This is a genomic window from Pseudomonas sp. A2 (assembly GCF_023100865.1).
Taxonomy (GTDB): Bacteria; Pseudomonadota; Gammaproteobacteria; order Pseudomonadales; family Pseudomonadaceae; genus Aquipseudomonas; species Aquipseudomonas asiatica.
The window spans coordinates 4521077-4539053 of sequence record NZ_CP039127.1 but is presented as its reverse complement, the minus strand read 5'-3'; the positions used below and the strand labels follow the sequence as shown (position 1 = coordinate 4539053).

The 17977-nt window shown below is 64.3% G+C and carries 20 protein-coding genes; 11 read left to right on the top strand and 9 right to left on the bottom strand.

The features are described 5' to 3' along the window. Nucleotides 1–46: 46 nt before the first annotated feature. Nucleotides 47–640: a nitroreductase family protein gene (locus tag E5221_RS20955; RefSeq protein ID WP_013973765.1), complete on the bottom strand. Its 594-nt coding sequence runs from the start codon at nucleotides 638–640 to the stop codon at nucleotides 47–49. A gap of 144 nt (nucleotides 641–784) precedes the next feature. Here E5221_RS20955 and E5221_RS20950 point away from each other — a divergent pair, with 144 nt between their 5' ends. After that, complete coding sequence (locus tag E5221_RS20950) at nucleotides 785–1234, top strand: YcgN family cysteine cluster protein (protein WP_025340222.1); 450 nt, start codon at nucleotides 785–787, stop codon at nucleotides 1232–1234. A 41-nt stretch (nucleotides 1235–1275) separates the two neighbouring features. Beyond that, nucleotides 1276–2484, top strand: coding sequence for a hypothetical protein (locus E5221_RS20945; RefSeq protein ID WP_039613992.1), 1209 nt, complete (start codon nucleotides 1276–1278; stop codon nucleotides 2482–2484). Between the two features lie 130 nt (nucleotides 2485–2614). Here E5221_RS20945 and E5221_RS20940 read toward each other — a convergent pair whose 3' ends face one another. The 3 genes from E5221_RS20940 to E5221_RS20930 all read right to left on the bottom strand — a co-directional run bounded on the left by E5221_RS20940 (nucleotide 2615) and on the right by E5221_RS20930 (nucleotide 3931). Continuing rightward, a complete protein-coding gene (locus E5221_RS20940) occupies nucleotides 2615–2953 on the bottom strand; it encodes a DUF2892 domain-containing protein (protein ID WP_013973761.1) in 339 nt (112 codons plus the stop codon). A 62-nt stretch (nucleotides 2954–3015) separates the two neighbouring features. Then, nucleotides 3016–3486: an RNA methyltransferase gene (locus tag E5221_RS20935; protein WP_015271348.1), complete on the bottom strand. Its 471-nt coding sequence runs from the start codon at nucleotides 3484–3486 to the stop codon at nucleotides 3016–3018. A 73-nt stretch (nucleotides 3487–3559) separates the two neighbouring features. After that, on the bottom strand, nucleotides 3560–3931 hold the full coding sequence (locus tag E5221_RS20930; RefSeq protein ID WP_003259546.1) for a YajD family HNH nuclease: 372 nt from the start codon (nucleotides 3929–3931) through the stop codon (nucleotides 3560–3562). Nucleotides 3932–4062: 131 nt separating this feature from the next. On the opposite strand from E5221_RS20930, the gene E5221_RS20925 reads away from it, so the two are divergent. Then, nucleotides 4063–4341: a hypothetical protein gene (locus tag E5221_RS20925; protein WP_247846394.1), complete on the top strand. Its 279-nt coding sequence runs from the start codon at nucleotides 4063–4065 to the stop codon at nucleotides 4339–4341. 158 nt (nucleotides 4342–4499) lie between these two features. On the opposite strand, the gene E5221_RS20920 is transcribed toward E5221_RS20925, so the two are convergent. Next, nucleotides 4500–6542, bottom strand: coding sequence for a S9 family peptidase (locus E5221_RS20920; RefSeq protein ID WP_247846393.1), 2043 nt, complete (start codon nucleotides 6540–6542; stop codon nucleotides 4500–4502). A 138-nt stretch (nucleotides 6543–6680) separates the two neighbouring features. Here E5221_RS20920 and E5221_RS20915 point away from each other — a divergent pair, with 138 nt between their 5' ends. From E5221_RS20915 to E5221_RS20905, 3 genes are read left to right on the top strand one after another with little or no spacing between them, the layout of a single operon-like run. Further along, nucleotides 6681–7187, top strand: coding sequence for an MFS transporter (locus E5221_RS20915; RefSeq protein WP_247846392.1), 507 nt, complete (start codon nucleotides 6681–6683; stop codon nucleotides 7185–7187). A gap of 14 nt (nucleotides 7188–7201) precedes the next feature. Beyond that, the gene (locus E5221_RS20910; protein ID WP_013973756.1) at nucleotides 7202–7975 is read left to right on the top strand and encodes a class II glutamine amidotransferase; all 774 of its coding nucleotides are present in this window, start codon (nucleotides 7202–7204) and stop codon (nucleotides 7973–7975) included. Between the two features lie 9 nt (nucleotides 7976–7984). Beyond that, entirely contained in the window at nucleotides 7985–8506 is a 522-nt protein-coding gene (locus E5221_RS20905; RefSeq protein WP_003259551.1) for a DUF2937 family protein, read from the top strand. Nucleotides 8507–8640: 134 nt separating this feature from the next. On the opposite strand, the gene E5221_RS20900 is transcribed toward E5221_RS20905, so the two are convergent. Further along, on the bottom strand, nucleotides 8641–9552 hold the full coding sequence (locus E5221_RS20900) for a LysR family transcriptional regulator (protein ID WP_054573767.1): 912 nt from the start codon (nucleotides 9550–9552) through the stop codon (nucleotides 8641–8643). A 128-nt stretch (nucleotides 9553–9680) separates the two neighbouring features. Between E5221_RS20900 and E5221_RS20895 the strand changes: the two genes are divergently transcribed. Genes E5221_RS20895 through E5221_RS20880 form a run of 4 tightly spaced genes read left to right on the top strand, consistent with a single transcriptional unit; the run spans nucleotide 9681 to nucleotide 13353 of the window. After that, entirely contained in the window at nucleotides 9681–10967 is a 1287-nt protein-coding gene (locus tag E5221_RS20895; RefSeq protein ID WP_247846391.1) for an MFS transporter, read from the top strand. A gap of 9 nt (nucleotides 10968–10976) precedes the next feature. Next, nucleotides 10977–11756 carry a 5-oxoprolinase subunit PxpA gene (locus tag E5221_RS20890; protein ID WP_054573769.1) on the top strand — a complete coding sequence of 260 codons (780 nt, stop codon included), beginning with the start codon at nucleotides 10977–10979 and terminating at the stop codon, nucleotides 11754–11756. Then, a complete protein-coding gene (gene pxpB / locus E5221_RS20885; protein ID WP_061552660.1) occupies nucleotides 11753–12439 on the top strand; it encodes a 5-oxoprolinase subunit PxpB in 687 nt (228 codons plus the stop codon). Before E5221_RS20890 ends, pxpB begins: the two co-directional genes overlap by 4 nt. Beyond that, complete coding sequence (locus E5221_RS20880; RefSeq protein WP_061552659.1) at nucleotides 12436–13353, top strand: biotin-dependent carboxyltransferase family protein; 918 nt, start codon at nucleotides 12436–12438, stop codon at nucleotides 13351–13353. Before pxpB ends, E5221_RS20880 begins: the two co-directional genes overlap by 4 nt. Before the next feature lie 114 nt (nucleotides 13354–13467). On the opposite strand, the gene E5221_RS20875 is transcribed toward E5221_RS20880, so the two are convergent. From E5221_RS20875 to E5221_RS20865, 3 genes are all read right to left on the bottom strand, one after another. Beyond that, nucleotides 13468–14646 carry a VWA domain-containing protein gene (locus tag E5221_RS20875; RefSeq protein WP_247846390.1) on the bottom strand — a complete coding sequence of 393 codons (1179 nt, stop codon included), beginning with the start codon at nucleotides 14644–14646 and terminating at the stop codon, nucleotides 13468–13470. A 13-nt stretch (nucleotides 14647–14659) separates the two neighbouring features. Beyond that, entirely contained in the window at nucleotides 14660–15505 is an 846-nt protein-coding gene (locus E5221_RS20870) for a MoxR family ATPase (protein ID WP_013973748.1), read from the bottom strand. A 229-nt stretch (nucleotides 15506–15734) separates the two neighbouring features. Continuing rightward, a complete protein-coding gene (locus E5221_RS20865) occupies nucleotides 15735–16808 on the bottom strand; it encodes a DUF748 domain-containing protein (protein ID WP_247846389.1) in 1074 nt (357 codons plus the stop codon). A gap of 134 nt (nucleotides 16809–16942) precedes the next feature. Between E5221_RS20865 and cysK the strand changes: the two genes are divergently transcribed. Continuing rightward, nucleotides 16943–17917, top strand: a complete 975-nt coding sequence (gene cysK / locus E5221_RS20860) for a cysteine synthase A (RefSeq protein WP_247846388.1) — start codon at nucleotides 16943–16945, stop codon at nucleotides 17915–17917. Nucleotides 17918–17977: the final 60 nt, after the last annotated feature.

Here is a 17977-nt window from a genome sequence, read left to right as displayed (position 1 = left end):
GGAGCAGCCTTGTGCTGCGAAAGGGCCGGTACAGCCAATGCAAGGCTTACAGGCTGAAATCACCCTCGGCAGCCAGCTCGCTCAGTGGCTTGCGCGGGCTCGGGACTTCACGCGCCTGCAGCGCTTCGTTCAGGCTGGCCTTGTCGCCCAGCTTGCCGATCGCCACCATGGCATGTAGCACGTAGCCTTCAGGAACCTTCAACTCCTGACGCGCCAGCTCCTGGTCGAAACCGGCCATGCCATGGGTATGCCAGCCGCTGATGCTGGCTTGCAGGGCCAGGTGCCCCCAGGCGGAGCCGGTGTCGAAGGTGTGCCACAGCGCCGGCTTTTCTTCCGTGGCGCCCGGGGCGGCGTAGGTGGTCTTGGAAATCACCAGCACCAGCGCCGATGCCTGTTGCGCCCAGCTGCGGTTGGCCGGCACCAGCAGGTTCAGGTAACGCTCCCAGTTCGGCGTGTCACGGCGGGCATAGAGGAAGCGCCAAGGTTGCGAGTTGTTCGCCGACGGCGCCCAGCGTGCAGCTTCGAGGAAGCTCAGCAAGGTTTCTTCGCTGATCGGCTCGGCGGTGAAGGCACGTGGCGACCAGCGGTTGATGAACTGCTCGTTGATGGCGTAATCGGCAATGCGGGGGTTGGCGCTCATGGCGGCTCCTGCAAAAGGGCGGTAAACGCGCACGCTACTGCGTCGCGTCGCGACTGACAAGCGGTCTGGCTTTGCCGAAGGCCAGGCTCTAGACTGGCGCCGCCGCGCGCCGTGGCCCCAAGATGAATGCAGGAAACCCGTGTCATGATCGCTGAAAACGCGCCGTTCTGGCGGCGCAAGACCCTCGAACAACTCAGCCCGCAAGAGTGGGAGTCGCTGTGTGACGGTTGCGGCCTTTGCTGCCTGCAAAAGCTCGAGGACGAGGACGACAACAGCGTCTATTACACGCGCATCGCCTGCAAACTGCTGGATCTGCACACCTGTCAGTGCAGCGATTACCCCAACCGTTTCGCCCAGGTACCTGACTGCATACAACTCACCCCGGGCAAGGCCGACCAGTTCAAGTGGCTGCCGAGTACCTGCGGCTACCGCCTGGTCAGTGAGGGCAAGGACCTGCCGGCTTGGCACCACCTGGTCTGCGGCGATCGCCAGCAGGTCCATGAACAGCGCATTTCCCAGTCGGGGCGCATGCTCAGTGAACACGATGTGCACGAAGACGACTGGGAAGACCACCTGATCTTCCGCGCCAGCTGACCGGCGCGGCCCGCTGCCACGGGGAAACAAGGAGTTTCTGTATGCGTTGCCAGCTGTTGTTGCTGTTTGGCCTGATGGCCAGTTCGCCGGCCTGGGCGAAAAAGGTCGACCTCGACTATCAGGTGCGCCTGTTGCCAGCCAGCGGCCAGGCGGAGGTCCGCCTAACCTTGGCCGAAGGCAGTGCCGTGCGCAGTCTGGATTTCGATCTGGGCAAGGCTGGGGCCTACAGCGGCTTCCAGGCTGATGGCCAATGGCAACTGCAGGGCCAGCGCGGCGTGTGGCAACCGGCGGCCGGCAAGACCAGCCTCAGCTACCGCGTGCAACTGGACCAGAAACGCGGCAGCGGCGCCTATTCATCGCGCATCACCCCGCATTGGGCGCTGTTCCTGGGCGACCAGCTGGTGCCGCCTGCGCGCCTCGACCAGCAGGATGGCACCGAACTGGTGGCGCGGCTGGCGTTCGACCTGCCGGAGGGCTGGAAGAGCATTGAGACCTCCTGGCCGCGCATCGGCAAGGACAAGTTCCGCATCGACAACGTTTCGCGCCTGTTCGACCGCCCCACAGGCTGGATGCTCGCCGGCGACCTGGGCAGCCGCCGCGCCCGCCTGGGCGAAACCGAGGTCACCGTGGCCGCACCGGTGGGGCAGGGTATGCGGCGCATGGACAACCTGACCATGCTGACCTTTGTCTGGCCGCAATTGCAGGCGGTTTTCCCGCGCAACCCGCCGAAGCTGCTGTTGGTCGGCGCTCGCGACGGCATGTGGCGTGGGGCGACCGCCGCGCAGGGCTCGTTGTACCTGCACAGTGCCCGGCCGGTGGTCAGCGAGAATGGCAGCAGCCCGTTGCTGCGCGAAGTGGTGCAACTGTTTGCGCAGATCCATGGGCGCGATGGCAGTGACTGGCTGGTGGAAAGCCTGAACGACTACTATGCCAGCGAGTTGCTGCGCCGCTCGGGCGGGGTGAGTGACGACCGTTACGAGGCTTGGCAGGCGCGCCTGAGCAAGCAGGGCGCCAAGGTCACCCGGCTCAAGGGCGAGCATGCCACCCCGGCGCAGGTGGCGCGCGGAGTGATGCTGTTGCAAGCGCTGGACAAGGAAATCCGCATCCACACCCAGGCCAAACGCTCGCTGGACGATGTCGCACGCGGGTTGATGCGCCTGCCCAGCGTCAGCACCGAAGACTTCGTGCAGATCAGCGAGAACGTGCTGGGGCGGCGCTCAGAGGTGTTGCAGAGCAAGGCGTTGCGCTAGCCATTTCTGTACCTGTGCCAGCCTCTTCGCGGGTAAACCCGCTCCCACAGGTACGGCGAAGAGGCCGAAGCCTTGGTGATCCTGTGGGAGCGGGTTTACCCGCGAAAGGGCCGGCACAGGCGGTGCAAAATCAACTGGCCAACGGATCCTTCCCGGTTACCGTCACCCCGCGCGTCGCCGCCTCGGCACTGGCCTTCAACGCCTCCAGTTCCGCAGCACTGCGCTCGATGTCCGAACGCAAGCGGTGATACTCCTGCCGGTGCCGCTGCCACCAGGCCTTGGTCGCACAATGCCCGCTGAAGCCCCGAGCCAGTGCCAAGCCGCCAACTGCGATCTGCAACAACCCGACCAGGCCGCCGTGGCGCAGCCCCTTGCTGACCATCAACGCGCCGCCAGCCAGCGAACTGGCGCGCTCCAGGCCGTGAACGTTCTTGTCTTGCGATGTCGCTGCCGAATGGATATCAAGCATGGCAAGGTCTCCGTCTGAAGTGTATGCAGGTGACCTGTCGGCCGCCGCCATCGTTCAGTCGGCTATTTGAACCTGGGCCCCGAACGGGTATTCAGCCCCTTGGCCATGCGGTCATACAGCACCACATTCACCGTCGCTGCGAGGTTCATGCAGCCCTCGGTCGGAATGTAGATGGTCTCTTCGCACCATGCCCGCACATCGGCACTGAGGCTGCCGTCTTCCGGCCCGAAGATGTAGATGGCCCGATCCGGGTGGGTGTATTCCGGCAATGGCCGCGCGCCTTCCACCAACTCCACGGCCACCGGCGTGCAGCCCAGCGGGATGATGCGCTGCAGGTCATCGATGCCGATCAGCGGGATGTCGTAGTGCACGCGCTTGGTGTCGGTGACGAAGTCACGGGCACGCTCGTAGCGTTTGCCGGTGTAGAACACCGAATTGACGCCATAGCAACCCGCGGCGCGCATCACCGAGCCGACGTTTTCTGCTGACTTGGGGTTGAACAGGCCGATGCAGCTGTATCGTTTGTTTGCCACGTACCGGGGCCCTTCGCGAAAAAAAGCGCGATTATACGGGCTGCCCGGTAGCAGCGGGGCGGTGAATCGATGGTCAGTCTTTCTTCAGCATGCCCGCCAGCCCGGCGAACGGGTTGTGGGTGGCCTTGGCGATGCTCGGGGTGCTGGTGGAGCCTTCGCTGAAGTACTGCTGGTCGGTATAGCGCGAGTGCTCGTTGTCGTGGCAGTACAGGCACAGCAGCTCCCAGTTGGAGCCGTCCTGCGGGTTGTTGTCGTGGTTGTGGTCGCGGTGGTGCACGGTCAGCTCGCTCAGGCGCTTGCCGGAGAACTCGCGGGCGCAGCGGCCGCAGACGTGCGGGTACATTTTCAGGGCCTTGTCACGGTAGCCCATTTCCTTGTCGCGCTTGGCATCGGCCAGGATGCGGTCCAGGCGCGCGGTGGCGGCGGCGGAAGAGGTGGAGCTCATGGTGTTTCCTTTGTTCTGATCAGGCAAATGACGGTTATGCGCTGAGTCTAGCGCGCTTGCGGGGCAGGCGGACAGGCGAAAGCTTTGATTTAGGCGTAGCCTGTAGGAAGGTTCCCGACAGGAGGTTGCTGATGTTTCGCGCGATCCTCGTTGTGCTGTTGTTGGCCGGCCTGTCCATGGCCGAAGCTGCCAGCACGCCACCCCGGTTGAGCACGCCGGTGCCCGGTGCACCGGGTACGCCTACGCCCACGCCATATCCGCAGATTACCCCGAGTACGCCGCCCAAGGCCTATGACAGCCAGCCGGGGGCGCCACTGTTACCGCCGATGCCCGTGCCCGGGCCGCCGAAAGACCAGCCATTGCCGGGGTTGCGCCAGGACCCGCCGAAGCAGCCGGTGCAGGATGATTGACTGAATGGGCCGTGTTGGCTGTGGGATTTTGGGGCTGCTTTGCAGCCCATCGCGACACAAGGCCGCTCCTACAGGGATCGCGCAGGATTCAGGACATGCGCTATCCCTGTAGGAGCGGCCTTGTGTCGCGAAAGGGGCGCAAAGCGCCCCCGGCTCTCTCAAGCCAGACCTAGCTCGCCGAACACGAACGCGTACTCAAGGGCCACATCCTTGAGCCCCTGATACCGCCCGCTCATCCCGCCATGCCCAGCCCCCATCTCGGTCTTGAGCAGCAGCAGGTTATCGTCGGTCTTTCGCGTGCGCAGCCGCGCCACCCACTTGGCCGCTTCCCAGTACTGCACGCGGCTGTCGTTGTAGCCCGCCACCACCAGCATCGCCGGGTAGGCCTGTTCTTTCACGTTCTCGTACGGTGCATAGGCCTTGATCCGCTCATACACCTCCGGCTCCTCAGGGTTACCCCATTCGTCGTACTCGGTCACGGTCAGCGGCAGCTCGGGGTCGAGCATGGTGTTGAGCACGTCGACGAACGGCACTTCGGCAATCGCACAGCGGAACAGCTCGGGGCGCAGGTTGAGCACCGCGCCCATCAGCAGGCCACCGGCGCTGCCGCCACTGATGGCCAGGCGGTCGGCAGCCGTGACACCCTCGGCGATCAGGTGCTCGGCACAGGCGATGAAGTCGCTGAAGGTGTTGTGCTTGTGCTCCTGCTTGCCGGCGCGGTACCAGGCTTCGCCCAGTTCGCCACCACCACGCACATGAGCGATGGCAAAGGCCACGCCGCGCTCCAGCAGGCTCAGGCGCGCGTGCGAGAACCACGGGTCGAGGCTTTCGCCATAGGCGCCGTAGCCATACAGGTACAGCGGCACGGTCTGGCCCAGGTCCTGTCGGCGGCGCACCAGACTGATCGGCACCCGGGTGCCGTCCGCTGCGGTAGCCCACAGGCGCTCGCTGACATAGTCGTCGGCATCGAACGGCCCCAGCACCGGGGTTTGCTTGAGCACCGCCTGGGCACCGCTGGCCAGCTCCAGCTGGCGTACCTGGGCCGGGCGGTTGAGGGCTTCATAGCGCAGGCGCAGGCGTGGGCTGGCGAATTCCAGGCTGTCCTGCACGTACAGGCTGTAGGCCGCGTCGGGCAGTTCGACGCGGTAGGGGGCCAGGCCCTGCGGGCGTACCTCGATGATCGGCAGGCCGCCTTCGCGCAGGCTCAGGGTCAGCGCGCCGGCATTCAGGCTGAGGCCTTCGAGCATGATCGCGTCGCGGTGCGCTACCAGCACCTGCCATTGCTCACGGCTGGGCACTGGTGCGACCGGGGCGTGGTACAGGGCGAAGTTGATGCCGTCCTGGTTGGTGCGGATGAACCAGCGCCACTGGCCGTCGAGCTGGCCGTGGTCGGGGAAGTACTCGTGGCCTTCGACCCGTGGCGCCAGGCAGGTGAACGGTGCCTGCGGGGTTTCCGCGTCCAGCACCCAGGCTTCGCTGGTGGTCTTGCTGTTGAGCAGCAGCACTAGCTGGCGTTCGGAACTGGTGCGGTAGCAGTGCAGGAAGAAGCGCCCATCGGGCTCCTCGAACACGGTCTGCGCGCCGTCGTTGCCCAGGGTGTGGCGACGCAGGCGCCACGGGCGGTGGGTGTCGTCCAGTTCGGCGAAGAACAGCGTCTGGCTATCGTTGGCCCAGGTCAGGCTGCCGTCGCAGTCGTCGAAGGGCAGGGTAGTGACGCTGCCACTGGCCAAGTCCTTCACGTACAGGGTGAAGATTTCGTCGCCGCTGGTGTCCAGGCTGTAGGCCAGCAGGCGGTGGTCAGGGCTGACGTTGAACGCGCCGAGGGACAGGAAACCGCCATTGGCCAGGGCGTTGGGGTCGAGCAGCAGTTGCTCCTGGCTTTCATCGACCGTGTTGGAGTCGTCGGCCGGGCGCGGGCAGCGATAGTGGCGCGGGTACTCGTCGCCCGCGGTGGTACGGGTGTAGTACAGGTAGGGGCCCCAGGGCGCCGGCAGCGACAGGTCGGTTTCCAGGATGCGGCCCTTGATCTCTTCGAACAGTTGTTCGCGCAGCGGCGCCTGGTCGGCCAGGCAGGCTTCCTGGTAGGCGTTTTCGGCCTGCAGGTAGGCAAGCACCTCGGGGGTGTCACGCTGTTGCAGCCAGGCGTACGGGTCGGTGGCCTGGGCCTGGTGGGCAATCGGGGGTTGGGGCTTGGTTGGCATTGAGGATCTCTTGATTGGGGTTGCCTGTGCCGGCCTCCTTGCGGGCAAGCCCGCGAAGAGGCCGGCACAGGCAAACGCTGTCTGCGCCCGGAAAAGTGTTTATCATAGGCATCTCTTTGCCTGGCTTGCACGAACACCATGACCGAGAACGACTACACCCTCGCCTGGGGCCTTTACGCCGTTGCCGCCCTGGGCTGCCTGATGGTGGGCTTCAAGCTCACCGGCTGGATGTGGCGCTGGCTGCGCGAACCGCTGCGGGTGGTGCTGGCGGTGCTGCTGCTGACCCCGACCATCGTCGACCCGGTCAAGGACAGCTTCGCCCCGGCGATTGCCATCACCGCCCTCGACGTCGCCTTCAAGGTCGGCAACAACGCCTGGCGCGCGGTTTCCGACTTCGCCATGTACGGCATGGGCGCGTTTTCCCTGTATTTCCTCTTCGTGCTGCTGCGCTTTCCGCTGGAGAAACGCGCCCGCGAGCGCCGCGCGCAGGTCGAGGCCGCTGCCCAGCGCCAGGCTGCCGAAGATGACCAGCTTGGCGCCCAGGCCCCGCTGACCGCAGAGCGCCGCGACCGTTACCGTGATGCGCCACCCCCTGTCGCCCCAGCCGTCTCCCGCGGCAGCGGCCGGGTCGAGCCCCGTCTGTAAGCGGAGACACGCCTATGTGCGAACTGCTGGGCATGAGTGCCAACGTCCCCACCGATATCGTCTTCAGCTTCACCGGCCTGATGCAGCGCGGCGGTCGTACCGGCCCGCACCGTGACGGCTGGGGCATCGGCTTCTACGAAGGCCGTGGCCTGCGCCTTTTCCAGGACCCGGCTGCCAGCAGCGAGTCGGAAGTGGCCAACCTGGTGCAGCGTTACCCGATCAAGAGCGAAGTGGTCATTGGCCATATCCGCCAGGCCAACGTCGGCAAGGTATGCCTGTCCAACACCCACCCGTTCGTGCGAGAGATGTGGGGCCGCAACTGGTGCTTCGCGCACAACGGCCAGCTGGGCGACTTCAAGGGCCAGGCCAGTTTCTACCGGCCGGTGGGCGATACCGACAGCGAGGCGGCCTTCTGCGACCTGCTCAACCGCATCCGCAGCGCCTTCCCCGAGCCCGTTCCGGTGGAACAGCTGCTGCCGGTGCTGGTCGAAGCCTGTGCCGGCTACCGCGGCCAGGGCGTGTTCAACTGCATGCTCAGCGACGGCGACTGGCTATTCTGCTTCTGTTCAACCAAGCTGGTGCACATTACCCGCCGGGCACCTTTTGGTGCGGCGCGGTTGAAGGACGTCGACCTGATCGTCGATTTTCACACCGAAACCACCCCTAACGACGTGGTCACGGTGATCGCCACCGAGGCCCTGACCGAGAACGAGACCTGGCAGCGTTACGAGCCGGGTCAGTGGGCCCTGTGGCGGCACGGCGAGTGCGTGGCGCACGGCCAGAGCTAAGGACGCGGCATGTTCAGAAGTTACCTGCGGTTGCTGTTGTTCACCTTCGGCCTGCTGGCCGGTATCCAGGTCCCGGGGCTGGTGAAGGACTACAGCCAGCGGGTCGAGGCGCACCTGTTCGAATCCCGCGAGGCGCTCGACGGCTTCCGGCAGACCGCCGAACGTTTCTTCAATGGCGACCTGCAGGCGCTGCTGCGGCATTACCGCAGCAGCGACGACCCAGTGTTCAACAGTGATGCCAACAGCATTGAAAGCCTGATGATCCGCAACGAACTGCTGGAAAACGAATGGCAGGCGCTGCAAGCGCCATGGGCGCAACGTACCTGGCACGTGCTGGTACAGGCCGACCCGCAGTTGCGCGAAGAAACCCTCAATGGCTACAGCTACCAGATCCTGCTGGTGCCCGAGGCGGTTGGCTGGGGGCTTGGTGCAGGGTTTGTGCTGGCATTCGTGGTCGAGAGCCTGTTGCTGGCGATTGGCTGGGTGATCCTGGGCGGGCGGCGTGGGGCGGTGAAAGAGAGCTGGCGCTGATTTTTGCTGTGCCTGTGCCGGCCCTTTCGCGGGTGAACCCGCTCCCACAGGTACTGCGCAGCCCTCAAGCCCTGTGGTGACTCTGTGGGAGCGGGTTTACCCGCGAAGAGGCCAGCACAAACACTGCAAATCTGTCAGACCAACACAATCCGCTGCCCACCCACATCCCGCGCATACCGCTCCAGCACCTGCCGGCAAACCCCGACCACTTCATCCACCAACGCCACCCCGGTCTGCCAGGCCACCACTAGCTCCAGGCTCGGCGGCGGTTGCAGCCCCTGCAGCAATACCAGCTCACCCCGGCTCAACTCGGCATCCACCAGCGCCGGTGGCAACGCACCAATGCCAAAACCGTCACGCAACAGCCGGGTAATCGCCGCCACCGAGTTCACGCAGTTCAGCCGTGGCGTTTCGGCCCCCGCGCCCTGCAGCAGGCTCAGCACTTCCTGGTGCGGCCGCGAGTTCTTCGAGAAGGTGATGATGCGTTCCCGCCCAAGCTCGGCCAGCGAGGCATAGTCGCGGTGCTGGTGCGAGCCGGCGGCCACCACCCAACCCATCGGGTAGCGCGCCAGGTCCAGGCTGCGGATCGATTGCTCGCGCAGCAGGTCGGTCTGCAGGATCACGTCGAGAAAGCCCTTCTGCAATTGCTCGCGAAGGTTCAGCGCGGTGTCGGCCACCAGTTCGATCTCCACCTGCGGGTAACGCTCGGTCAGCTCCGCCACCAGTGCGCTCATCCAGGTGTGGATCACCGTGTCCATCACCCCGATACGGATGCGCCCGACCTTGGCCCGGTCGCTGTCCAGCGACTGCTTCATGGCCTTGGCGGTTTCCAGCATGCGCTCGGCATATTCCAGCACCTTGCCGCCTTCCGGGGTCAGGCTGACGCCACGTGAGTCGCGCAGCAGCAGCTTCACGCCCAGGTCGGCCTCCAACGCGGCGATGCGGCTGGAAACCGAGGCCTGGGTAGTGAACAGCTTTTCCGCGGTCAGGCGGAAGCTCTTGAGCCGGGCGACCCAGACGAAGGTTTCGAGGAAGCGAAGGTTCATGATCAGTTTTTCTTGTTCCAGACCGGCGGTTTTTCTCGTTGGACGCAAATGGCGCGGCGTCTGAACAATGGCAGCCAGGCCGCGACTCATTGTCGCCCATAAAACAATACCAACAAGCCGAGGCAAGCATGAACCCCACCGGCGTGCAGCAGCAGGTCAGCTCCCCATCTTCGTCCGGGCCCTTCGCCTGGTATCGCGACATCGACTCACAGCAGCGCCGGACGTTCTGGAGCTGCAAGATCGGCTACGGCCTGGACGGCATGGACACACAGATGCTCAGCTTCGTCATTCCGACGCTGATCATGCTGTGGGGCATCACCACCACCGAAGCCGGGTTGATCCACACTAGCACCTTGATCGCCTCGGCCGTGGGTGGCTGGGTGGCCGGCATTCTCTCCGACCGCATTGGCCGCGTGCGCACCCTGCAACTGACGGTGGTGTGGTTTGCCTTCTTCACCTTCCTCTGCGGCTTCGCCCAGAACTACGAACAGCTGCTGATCGCCCGTACCCTGATGGGCTTCGGCTTTGGCGGTGAGTGGACCGCCGGCGCGGTGCTGATCGGCGAGGTGATCCGCGCCCAGGACCGTGGCAAGGCGGTGGGCATGGTGCAGTCCGGCTGGGCCCTTGGCTGGGGCCTCACCGCCATCCTCTACGCGCTGCTGTTCTCCTGGCTGCCGGCAGAGCAGGCCTGGCGCGCGCTGTTCCTGCTAGGCCTGGTACCGGCGATCTTCGTGATCTTTGTCCGCCGCCTGGTCAAGGACCCCGAGGTATATCGCGAGGCCAAGTCGGTGGAAAACGCCGAGGCACCTGCGCAGTTCTACGAAATCTTTGCCCCGGGGATGCTCTGGACCACCGTGCGGGCTTCCCTGCTGACCACCGGCGCACTGGGCGGCTACTACGCCATTACCTCTTGGCTGCCGACCTTCCTCAAGAACGAGCGCGGCCTGAGCGTGCTGGGTACCGGTGGCTATCTGGCCATGGTGATCGTCGGCTCCTATGTCGGCTATGTGGTCAGTGCGTACCTGTCCGACCTGCTGGGGCGCAAGAAAAACTTCATCCTGTTCGCCGTGGGCTCGTTCGTCATCGTGCTGCTGTATACGCAAATGCAGGTCAGCGACGGCGTGATGCTGTGGCTGGGCTTCCCGCTGGGCTTCTTCGCCTCGGGTATCTTCAGCGGCATGGGCGCGTTCCTCACCGAACTGTTCCCCACGCGTATCCGTGGTTCGGGGCAGGGCTTCTGCTACAACATCGGCAAGGTCATCGCGGCACTGTTCCCGCTGCTGATCGGCGTGCTCGGCCAGAAAGTACCGCTGGGCCTGGGTATCGGCGTGTTCTCCGCCGTGTCCTACGGGGTGGTGATCGTGGCGGCGCTGAGCCTGCCGGAAACCCGCGGCAAACAGCTGCAGGCGCGTTAAGGTAGGCATATGAACAACGACAACGGAGGCCGTGCAGTGGAACGCCTGCTACTCAATTGCGACATGGGCGAGAGTTTCGGCAGCTGGCGCATGGGCCTGGATGCCGAAGTCATGCCTTACATCGATTGCGCCAACATCGCCTGCGGCTACCACGCCGGCGACCCCGGCATCATGCGCCGCACCGTGGCCCTGGCGCTGGAGCACGGGGTGACCATCGGCGCGCACCCGGCCTACCCGGACCTGGTCGGCTTCGGCCGCCGCTCCATGGCCTGCAGCCCGGAGGAAATCCGCGACCTGCTGCATTACCAGATCGGTGCGCTGGACGGCATCTGCAAAGTGTTGGGCGGCCGCGTGGCCTACGTGAAACCCCATGGTGCGCTGTACAACGACATGATGGCCGACCCGCTCAAGCTGCGCACCGTACTGGAGGCTGTGGCGGCCTATGGCGCAGACCTGCCGCTGATGCTGATGGCCACCGCCGACAACCGCGCCGCCCAGGCCCTGGGAGATGAGATTGGCGTGCCGCTGTGGTTCGAAGCATTCGCCGATCGCGCCTACACCGCCAGCGGCCATCTGGTGTCGCGTCGCCTGCCCGGCGCTGTGCACCACGACCCGGCGCTGGTGGTGGAGCAGGCCGTGCGCCTGGCCCGCGGCGATACGCTCGTCGCGGACGATGGCAGTGCACTGAGGCTTGCAGCCAGTACCCTGTGCGTACACGGTGACAACGACAGTTCGGTGGCGGCTGTGCGGCAGATTCGCCAGGCTCTCGATGCCCTGGAGTCGCGATGAAACCCCGTATTGAAGTCGTGGCCATCGACAGCCTGATGGTGCGCCTGTTCGATGGTATCGACGAGGGCAACATGCCGTGGATGCTTGCCGCCAGCCAGCGCTTGCACGCGACGTTCGGCAAGCACTTGCTGGACCTGGTGCCGTCCTACACCACGCTGATGGTGCAGTTCGACCTGCCACCGGGTGAGGCGAGGGCACTGATCATCCGTGCGCTGGAGGGCTTGCAGCCAGACACGGGCAGCGGTGGCCGCCGCCATGAGATCCCGGTGTGGTACGACGCCAGCGTCGGCCCGGAGCTGCCGGTGTTGGCGGCCCGCAGTGGCTTGAGTGAAGCAGAGGTGGTCCGCTTGCACAGCGAGCGCGAGTACCCGGTGTTCGCCCTGGGTTTCGCCCCCGGTTTCGGCTTCATGGGTCTGGTGGACGAACGCCTGGCCAGCCCGCGCCTTAGCACCCCGCGCAAGCGCGTGGCGGCCGGCAGCGTCGGCATTGCCGAGCGCCAGACGGCGGCCTATCCAGCGGTATCGCCGGGTGGCTGGAACCTGATCGGGCGTACCCCGGTGCGCCTGTTCGACCGTGAACGCGAGGGCTACAGCCTGTTGCAACCCGGTGACCGGGTGCGCTTCGTGCCGGTTTCGCGCAGCGACTTCGTGGCGTTGGGCGGTGATGTGGAGGCACAAGCATGAAGCAGTTGAAGATCGAGGCCAGTACTCCGCTGTGCCAATTACAGGATGCTGGGCGTTTTGGCGTACGCCATTTGGGCGTGACCCAGGGCGGGGCGCTGGACTGGGTGGCGATGCACTGGGCCAACTGGCTGCTGGGCAACCCGTTGGCGGCGCCGGTGGTCGAGGTGGCGCTAGGTGGTTTCTGTGTGGTCGCCGAGCAGGATTGTGTGCTGGCCCTGGCCGGTGCCGACCTGGATGCGCGTGTCGATGATCAGCCGCTGGCGCCCTGGCGCAGCTTTGCGTTGGTCAAGGGCCAGCGGTTGACCCTGAAGCAGCCGAAGCAGGGCGTGCGAGCGTATCTGGCGGCGCCTGGCGGGTTCCTCGGCGAGGATGTGCTGGGCAGTTGTGCCACCGTTGTGCGGGAAGAACTTGGCGGTATCGATGGTCAGGGTTCTGGGCTTGGCAAAGGCCAGGTTCTGGCATTCTCAGGCACTTCGCCGACCCTGCGTGAGGTACCCGAAGCGCTGCGGCCACAGTACCCACAAAAGCCTGTACTTGACCTGGTGATCGGCGCACAGATCGGTGACTTCAGCGGTACCAGCCTGTTCGAGGCGTTCAACCGCGAGTGGACGCTGGACAGCCGTGCCGACCGCATGGGCATCCGCCTGCTGGGGCCGCAGTTGGTCTACCAGGGCGCGCCGATGATTTCCGAGGGGATTCCGCTCGGGGCGGTACAGGTGCCGCCGGATGGGCAGCCGATCGTGTTGCTCAATGACCGGCAGACCATTGGCGGTTATCCGCGGCTGGGGGCATTGACGCCGCTGGCGCTGGCGCAACTGGCGCAGTGCATGCCGGGCGCGGTGGTGCGGTTCCGGGCGGTGGTGCAGGATGAGGCGTGGCGGGAGCAGCAGGCTTACCTGGACCGTTGGCGATAAGGCAGCCGGCCTCTTCGCGGGTAAACCCGCTCCTACAGGTACGGCGCAAGCCGGGAGGCCTGTGCGGGACCTGTAGGAGCGGGTTGACCCGCGAAAGAGCCGGCACTGGCAAAATCACTTGGACAAGTAACGCATCCCTTCCTCCAACCCCTGCAAGGTCAGCGGGTACATCTTGTCCTCGATCAAGTCCCGCACCAGGTGGGTCGATGCGGTGTAGTCCCAGGCCTGCTTCGGGTACGGGTTGATCCAGATGATCTTCCTGAATTTCTCCATGAAACGCTGCATCCACACATACCCGGCCTCTTCGTTCCAGTGCTCCACGCTGCCCCCCGGCTGGGTAATCTCGTAGGGCGCCATGGCCGCATCGCCAACGAACACAACCTTGTAGTCATCGCCGTACCTGTGCAGCAGGTCGAAGGTGGAATAGCGCTCCGAGGTGCGGCGCAGGTTGTTTTTCCACACCGACTCGTACACGAAGTTGTGGAAGTAGTAGTACTCCAGGTGCTTGAACTCGGTCTTGCACGCCGAGAACAGTTCTTCGCAGACCTTGACGTGGGCGTCCATCGAACCACCGATGTCGAACAGCAACAGCAGCTTCACCGTGTTGCGCCGCTCGGGGCGCATCTGGATGTTCAGCAGCCCGGCATCCCGCGCGGTGTGGTCGATGGTGCCGTCGATGTCCAGCTCTTCGGCGGCGCCTTCACGGGCGAACTTGCGCAGCCGGCGCAAAGCCAGCTTGATGTTGCGCGTGCCCAGCTCCACCTGGTCGTCCAGGTTCTTGTATTCGCGCTGGTCCCACACCTTCACCGCCTTGCCCTGGCGCTTGCCGGCCTCGCCCACGCGGATGCCCTCGGGGTTGAAGCCGCCCGAACCGAACGGGCTGGTGCCGCCGGTGCCGATCCACTTGTTGCCGCCGGCGTGACGTTCCTTCTGCTCTTCGAGGCGCTTCTTGAACTCCTCGATCAGCTTGTCCAGGCCACCCAGCGACTGGATCTGCGCGCGTTCCTCGTCGGTCAGCGAACGCTCGAATTCCTTGCGCAGCCAGTCTTCGGGGATCAGCGCCTCGATGTGCCGGTCGAGGTTCTCCAGGCCCTTGAAGTAGGCGGCGAAGGCCCGGTCGAACTTGTCGAAGTGGCGCTCGTCCTTCACCAGGATGGCGCGGGCGAGGTAGTAGAACTCGTCCATGTCGGCGAACACCACGCGCTTTTGCAGGGCCTGGTGCAGGTCGAGCAGTTCGCGTACCGACACCGGCACCTTGGCCGCGCGCATTTCATTGAACAGGTTGAGCAGCATGGCCCGGCTCCTGTCAGCGGTTGCCGCGCCGGCTCATGAAGGCCAGGCGCTCGAGCAGTTGTACGTCCTGCTCGTTCTTCACCAGCGCGCCGGCCAGCGGTGGAATGGCCTTGGTCGGGTCGCGTTCGCGCAGCACCGCTTCACCGATGTTGTCGGCCATCAGCAGCTTGAGCCAATCGACCAGTTCGGAGGTGGACGGCTTTTTCTTCAGGCCTGGTACCTTGCGCACGTCGAAGAACACGTCCAACGCCTCGCTGACCAGCGACTGGCTGATGTTCGGGTAGTGCACGTCGACGATCTGCTGCAGGGTGGTGCGGTCGGGGAAGGCGATGTAGTGGAAGAAGCAGCGGCGCAGGAAGGCGTCCGGCAGCTCCTTTTCGTTGTTGGAGGTGATGATGATGATCGGGCGCTGTCTGGCCTTGATGGTCTCGTCGATTTCGTAAACGTAGAACTCCATCTTGTCGAGTTCTTGCAGCAGGTCGTTGGGGAACTCGATGTCGGCCTTGTCGATTTCGTCGATCAGCAGGATGACCCGTTCCTCGGCCTCGAAGGCTTCCCACAGCTTGCCCTTTTTCAGGTAGTTGCGCACGTCGTGGACCTTGTCCACGCCCAGCTGGGAGTCACGCAGACGGCTGACCGCGTCGTACTCGTAGAGGCCCTGGTGGGCCTTGGTGGTGGACTTGATGTGCCAGGTGATCAGGCGCGCACCGAACGAGGCTGCCAGCTGCTCGGCGAGCATGGTCTTGCCGGTGCCGGGTTCGCCCTTGACCAGCAAGGGGCGTTCGAGGGTGATGGCCGCGTTTACCGCCAGTTTCAGGTCGTCTGTGGCGACGTAGTCGCGGGTGCCTTCGAACTTCATGGGTCTGTCCTCTGCTGGAAGCCTGCACCGGCCCTTTCGCGGGTAAACCCGCTCCCACAGTTACCCCACCTTTTCTGAGGTTTGTGGAATACCTGTGGGAGCGGGTTTACCCGCGAAGAGGCCAGCACAGGCAGCACATATTTTCGATTTGTCACCGACTATAACGCGGGGTTCGCCGACTGGAAACGCAGACCAGGTATTCAGTCCCTGAATGCCCCGTCACTCGATCCTAGTCGGAATCCGGCGCATCACGCTCATACCGCGCATTGAACGCCTCGATGAACCCGTTGCGCAGTATCTGCAGAAACGCCTCGAAGGCGCTGATATCCTGTTTGTGCACGCTGCCGCTGAGCTCTACCCGGGTCGCGAACTGGTTCTTCGGCTGGTTCTTCAATACTGTCTCGGTTGCACCTACCAGCGCTTCCCAGACCGAGCGGAAGAAGCCTTTGTCCTTCTCCTGCACATCCTGCTGCCAGTCGAACACATCCACATCCCGCAACAGTGGCTTGATGTACCCGTTCAATCGCCCGTTGGTCGCCTCGGCCTCTATCACCACATCGCCGTGCCCGGCATTGAAATCGAACTTGCCGTAGGCGCTGGCGAAGTCATTGAGCTTGCGCAGCTCGATACCCGTGGCGCGCAGGCGGAACTCGAAGTCGTCGAAATCGCTGAACGGGTCGAAGGTGGCGCGACTTTCCACCTTGGCGTCGCCTACGATCAGCGCCGTGCCATCGAAGCTGGCATCACGTCGGCCCTTTTCGTCACGAATGTTGGTGAGGTTGCGAATACTCGCATCGAGCTGAGTGGCCTTGAGGTTGACTGGTGGTTTGGAGTTGAAGTTGCGGAAAGTCAGCACGCCGTTGTCGATGCGAACCTCGTTCAGGGTGATCGGCAGCAGTTTTTCCAGTTGCTGGCGCCAGTCGGTGCCCTGACCGGTCTGCGAGTTCTGTTTGTTGCCGCCATCGACGAAGTTGAGTTCCGGCCGGTCGAATATGACTTCGGCAACCACTGCGCGGTCGTACCAAAGGGCGTGCCAGCTCACCGACAGGTCGATCAGCGGTGCATCGAGAAACGGTACCGGCACCTTGCCGGTGGTCTTGACGATCTTCAGCCCGTTGATCTGGTATGCACCGCGCCACCAGGCCAGGTCCACATCGGCCACCTGGCCACGGTAGTCGCCCATGTCGGCCAGTTTGTCATTGAGGTAGTCGCGCACCAGATAGGGCAGGGCCAGGTGCAGCACCAGCAACAGCACGATCAGGCTGGCCAGGCCGATCAACGGCCAGCGATAACGGGCTCTCATCGAAGTGTCTCCAACGCAGGATATGCGGTTGACCGCAACGAGTCCGCGTGAGTTCGAACAGGCTTTACGGGCCACCGGTGCGGGCTTACCCTTGAGGTCTTTCCCTGCTTTTTTTCATGCCAAGGACCCCTGCCATGAGCCGTATCTTTGCAGACAACGCCCATTCCATCGGTAACACGCCGCTGGTGCAGATCAACCGCATTGCCCCGCGCGGCGTGACCATCCTGGCCAAGATCGAAGGGCGTAACCCGGGCTATTCGGTCAAATGTCGCATCGGCGCGAACATGGTCTGGGACGCCGAAAGCAGCGGCAAGCTCAAGCCGGGCATGACCATCGTCGAACCGACCTCGGGCAACACCGGCATCGGCCTGGCCTTCGTCGCCGCAGCCCGTGGCTACAAACTGATGCTGACCATGCCCGCGTCCATGAGCCTGGAGCGCCGCAAGGTGCTGAAGGCGCTGGGGGCCGAGCTGGTGCTGACCGACCCGGCCAAGGGCATGAAGGGCGCCATCGAGAAAGCCAACGAAATCGTCGCCTCCGACCCGGCCCAGTACTTCCTGCCGGGCCAGTTCGAAAACCCGGCCAACCCGGCGATCCACGAAAAAACCACCGGCCCGGAAATCTGGAACGACACCGACGGCGCGGTCGACGTGCTGGTGGCTGGGGTCGGCACCGGCGGCACCATCACCGGTGTTTCGCGCTACATCAAGCACACGCAGGGCAAGGCGATCCTGTCGGTGGCGGTGGAACCAGTGGCCTCGCCGCTTATCAGCCAGACCCTGGCCGGCGAAGAGCTCAAGCCCAGCCCGCACAAGATCCAGGGCATCGGCGCCGGCTTCGTGCCGAAGAACCTCGACCTGTCGATCGTCGACCAGGTGGAAACGGTGACCGACGAAGAGTCCAAGGCCATGGCCATCCGCCTGATGCAGGAAGAGGGCATCCTCTGTGGCATTTCCTGTGGTGCGGCGATGGCAGCGGCCGTGCGCCTGGCCGAAAAGCCGGAAATGCAGGGTAAGACCATCGTCGTGATTCTGCCGGACTCCGGCGAGCGCTACCTGTCGAGCATGCTGTTCAGCGACCTGTTCAGCGAGCAGGAAAACCAGCAGTAATGGCCTTGCCGCTGATCCGGCGCAACGTTTGGCGGCTTGGTTTATTGCAAAATCTTCATG

Bases quoted from the DNA above. Each gene is read 5' to 3' on its own strand.
- E5221_RS20870 (WP_013973748.1), bottom strand. From the start codon at position 15,505: ATGAAGTTCGAAGGCACCCGCGACTACGTCGCCACAGACGACCTGAAA.
- E5221_RS20925 (WP_247846394.1), top strand. From the start codon at position 4,063: ATGTTTCGCGCGATCCTCGTTGTGCTGTTGTTGGCCGGCCTGTCCATG.
- E5221_RS20950 (WP_025340222.1), top strand. From the start codon at position 785: ATGATCGCTGAAAACGCGCCGTTCTGGCGGCGCAAGACCCTCGAACAA.
- pxpB (WP_061552660.1), top strand. From the start codon at position 11,753: ATGAAACCCCGTATTGAAGTCGTGGCCATCGACAGCCTGATGGTGCGC.
- cysK (WP_247846388.1), top strand. From the start codon at position 16,943: ATGAGCCGTATCTTTGCAGACAACGCCCATTCCATCGGTAACACGCCG.
- E5221_RS20875 (WP_247846390.1), bottom strand. From the start codon at position 14,646: ATGCTGCTCAACCTGTTCAATGAAATGCGCGCGGCCAAGGTGCCGGTG.
- E5221_RS20900 (WP_054573767.1), bottom strand. From the start codon at position 9,552: ATGAACCTTCGCTTCCTCGAAACCTTCGTCTGGGTCGCCCGGCTCAAG.
- E5221_RS20905 (WP_003259551.1), top strand. From the start codon at position 7,985: ATGTTCAGAAGTTACCTGCGGTTGCTGTTGTTCACCTTCGGCCTGCTG.
- E5221_RS20940 (WP_013973761.1), bottom strand. From the start codon at position 2,953: ATGCTTGATATCCATTCGGCAGCGACATCGCAAGACAAGAACGTTCAC.
- E5221_RS20955 (WP_013973765.1), bottom strand. From the start codon at position 640: ATGAGCGCCAACCCCCGCATTGCCGATTACGCCATCAACGAGCAGTTC.
- E5221_RS20865 (WP_247846389.1), bottom strand. From the start codon at position 16,808: ATGAGAGCCCGTTATCGCTGGCCGTTGATCGGCCTGGCCAGCCTGATC.
- E5221_RS20910 (WP_013973756.1), top strand. From the start codon at position 7,202: ATGTGCGAACTGCTGGGCATGAGTGCCAACGTCCCCACCGATATCGTC.
- E5221_RS20930 (WP_003259546.1), bottom strand. From the start codon at position 3,931: ATGAGCTCCACCTCTTCCGCCGCCGCCACCGCGCGCCTGGACCGCATC.
- E5221_RS20895 (WP_247846391.1), top strand. From the start codon at position 9,681: ATGAACCCCACCGGCGTGCAGCAGCAGGTCAGCTCCCCATCTTCGTCC.
- E5221_RS20890 (WP_054573769.1), top strand. From the start codon at position 10,977: ATGAACAACGACAACGGAGGCCGTGCAGTGGAACGCCTGCTACTCAAT.
- E5221_RS20920 (WP_247846393.1), bottom strand. From the start codon at position 6,542: ATGCCAACCAAGCCCCAACCCCCGATTGCCCACCAGGCCCAGGCCACC.
- E5221_RS20945 (WP_039613992.1), top strand. From the start codon at position 1,276: ATGCGTTGCCAGCTGTTGTTGCTGTTTGGCCTGATGGCCAGTTCGCCG.
- E5221_RS20915 (WP_247846392.1), top strand. From the start codon at position 6,681: ATGACCGAGAACGACTACACCCTCGCCTGGGGCCTTTACGCCGTTGCC.
- E5221_RS20880 (WP_061552659.1), top strand. From the start codon at position 12,436: ATGAAGCAGTTGAAGATCGAGGCCAGTACTCCGCTGTGCCAATTACAG.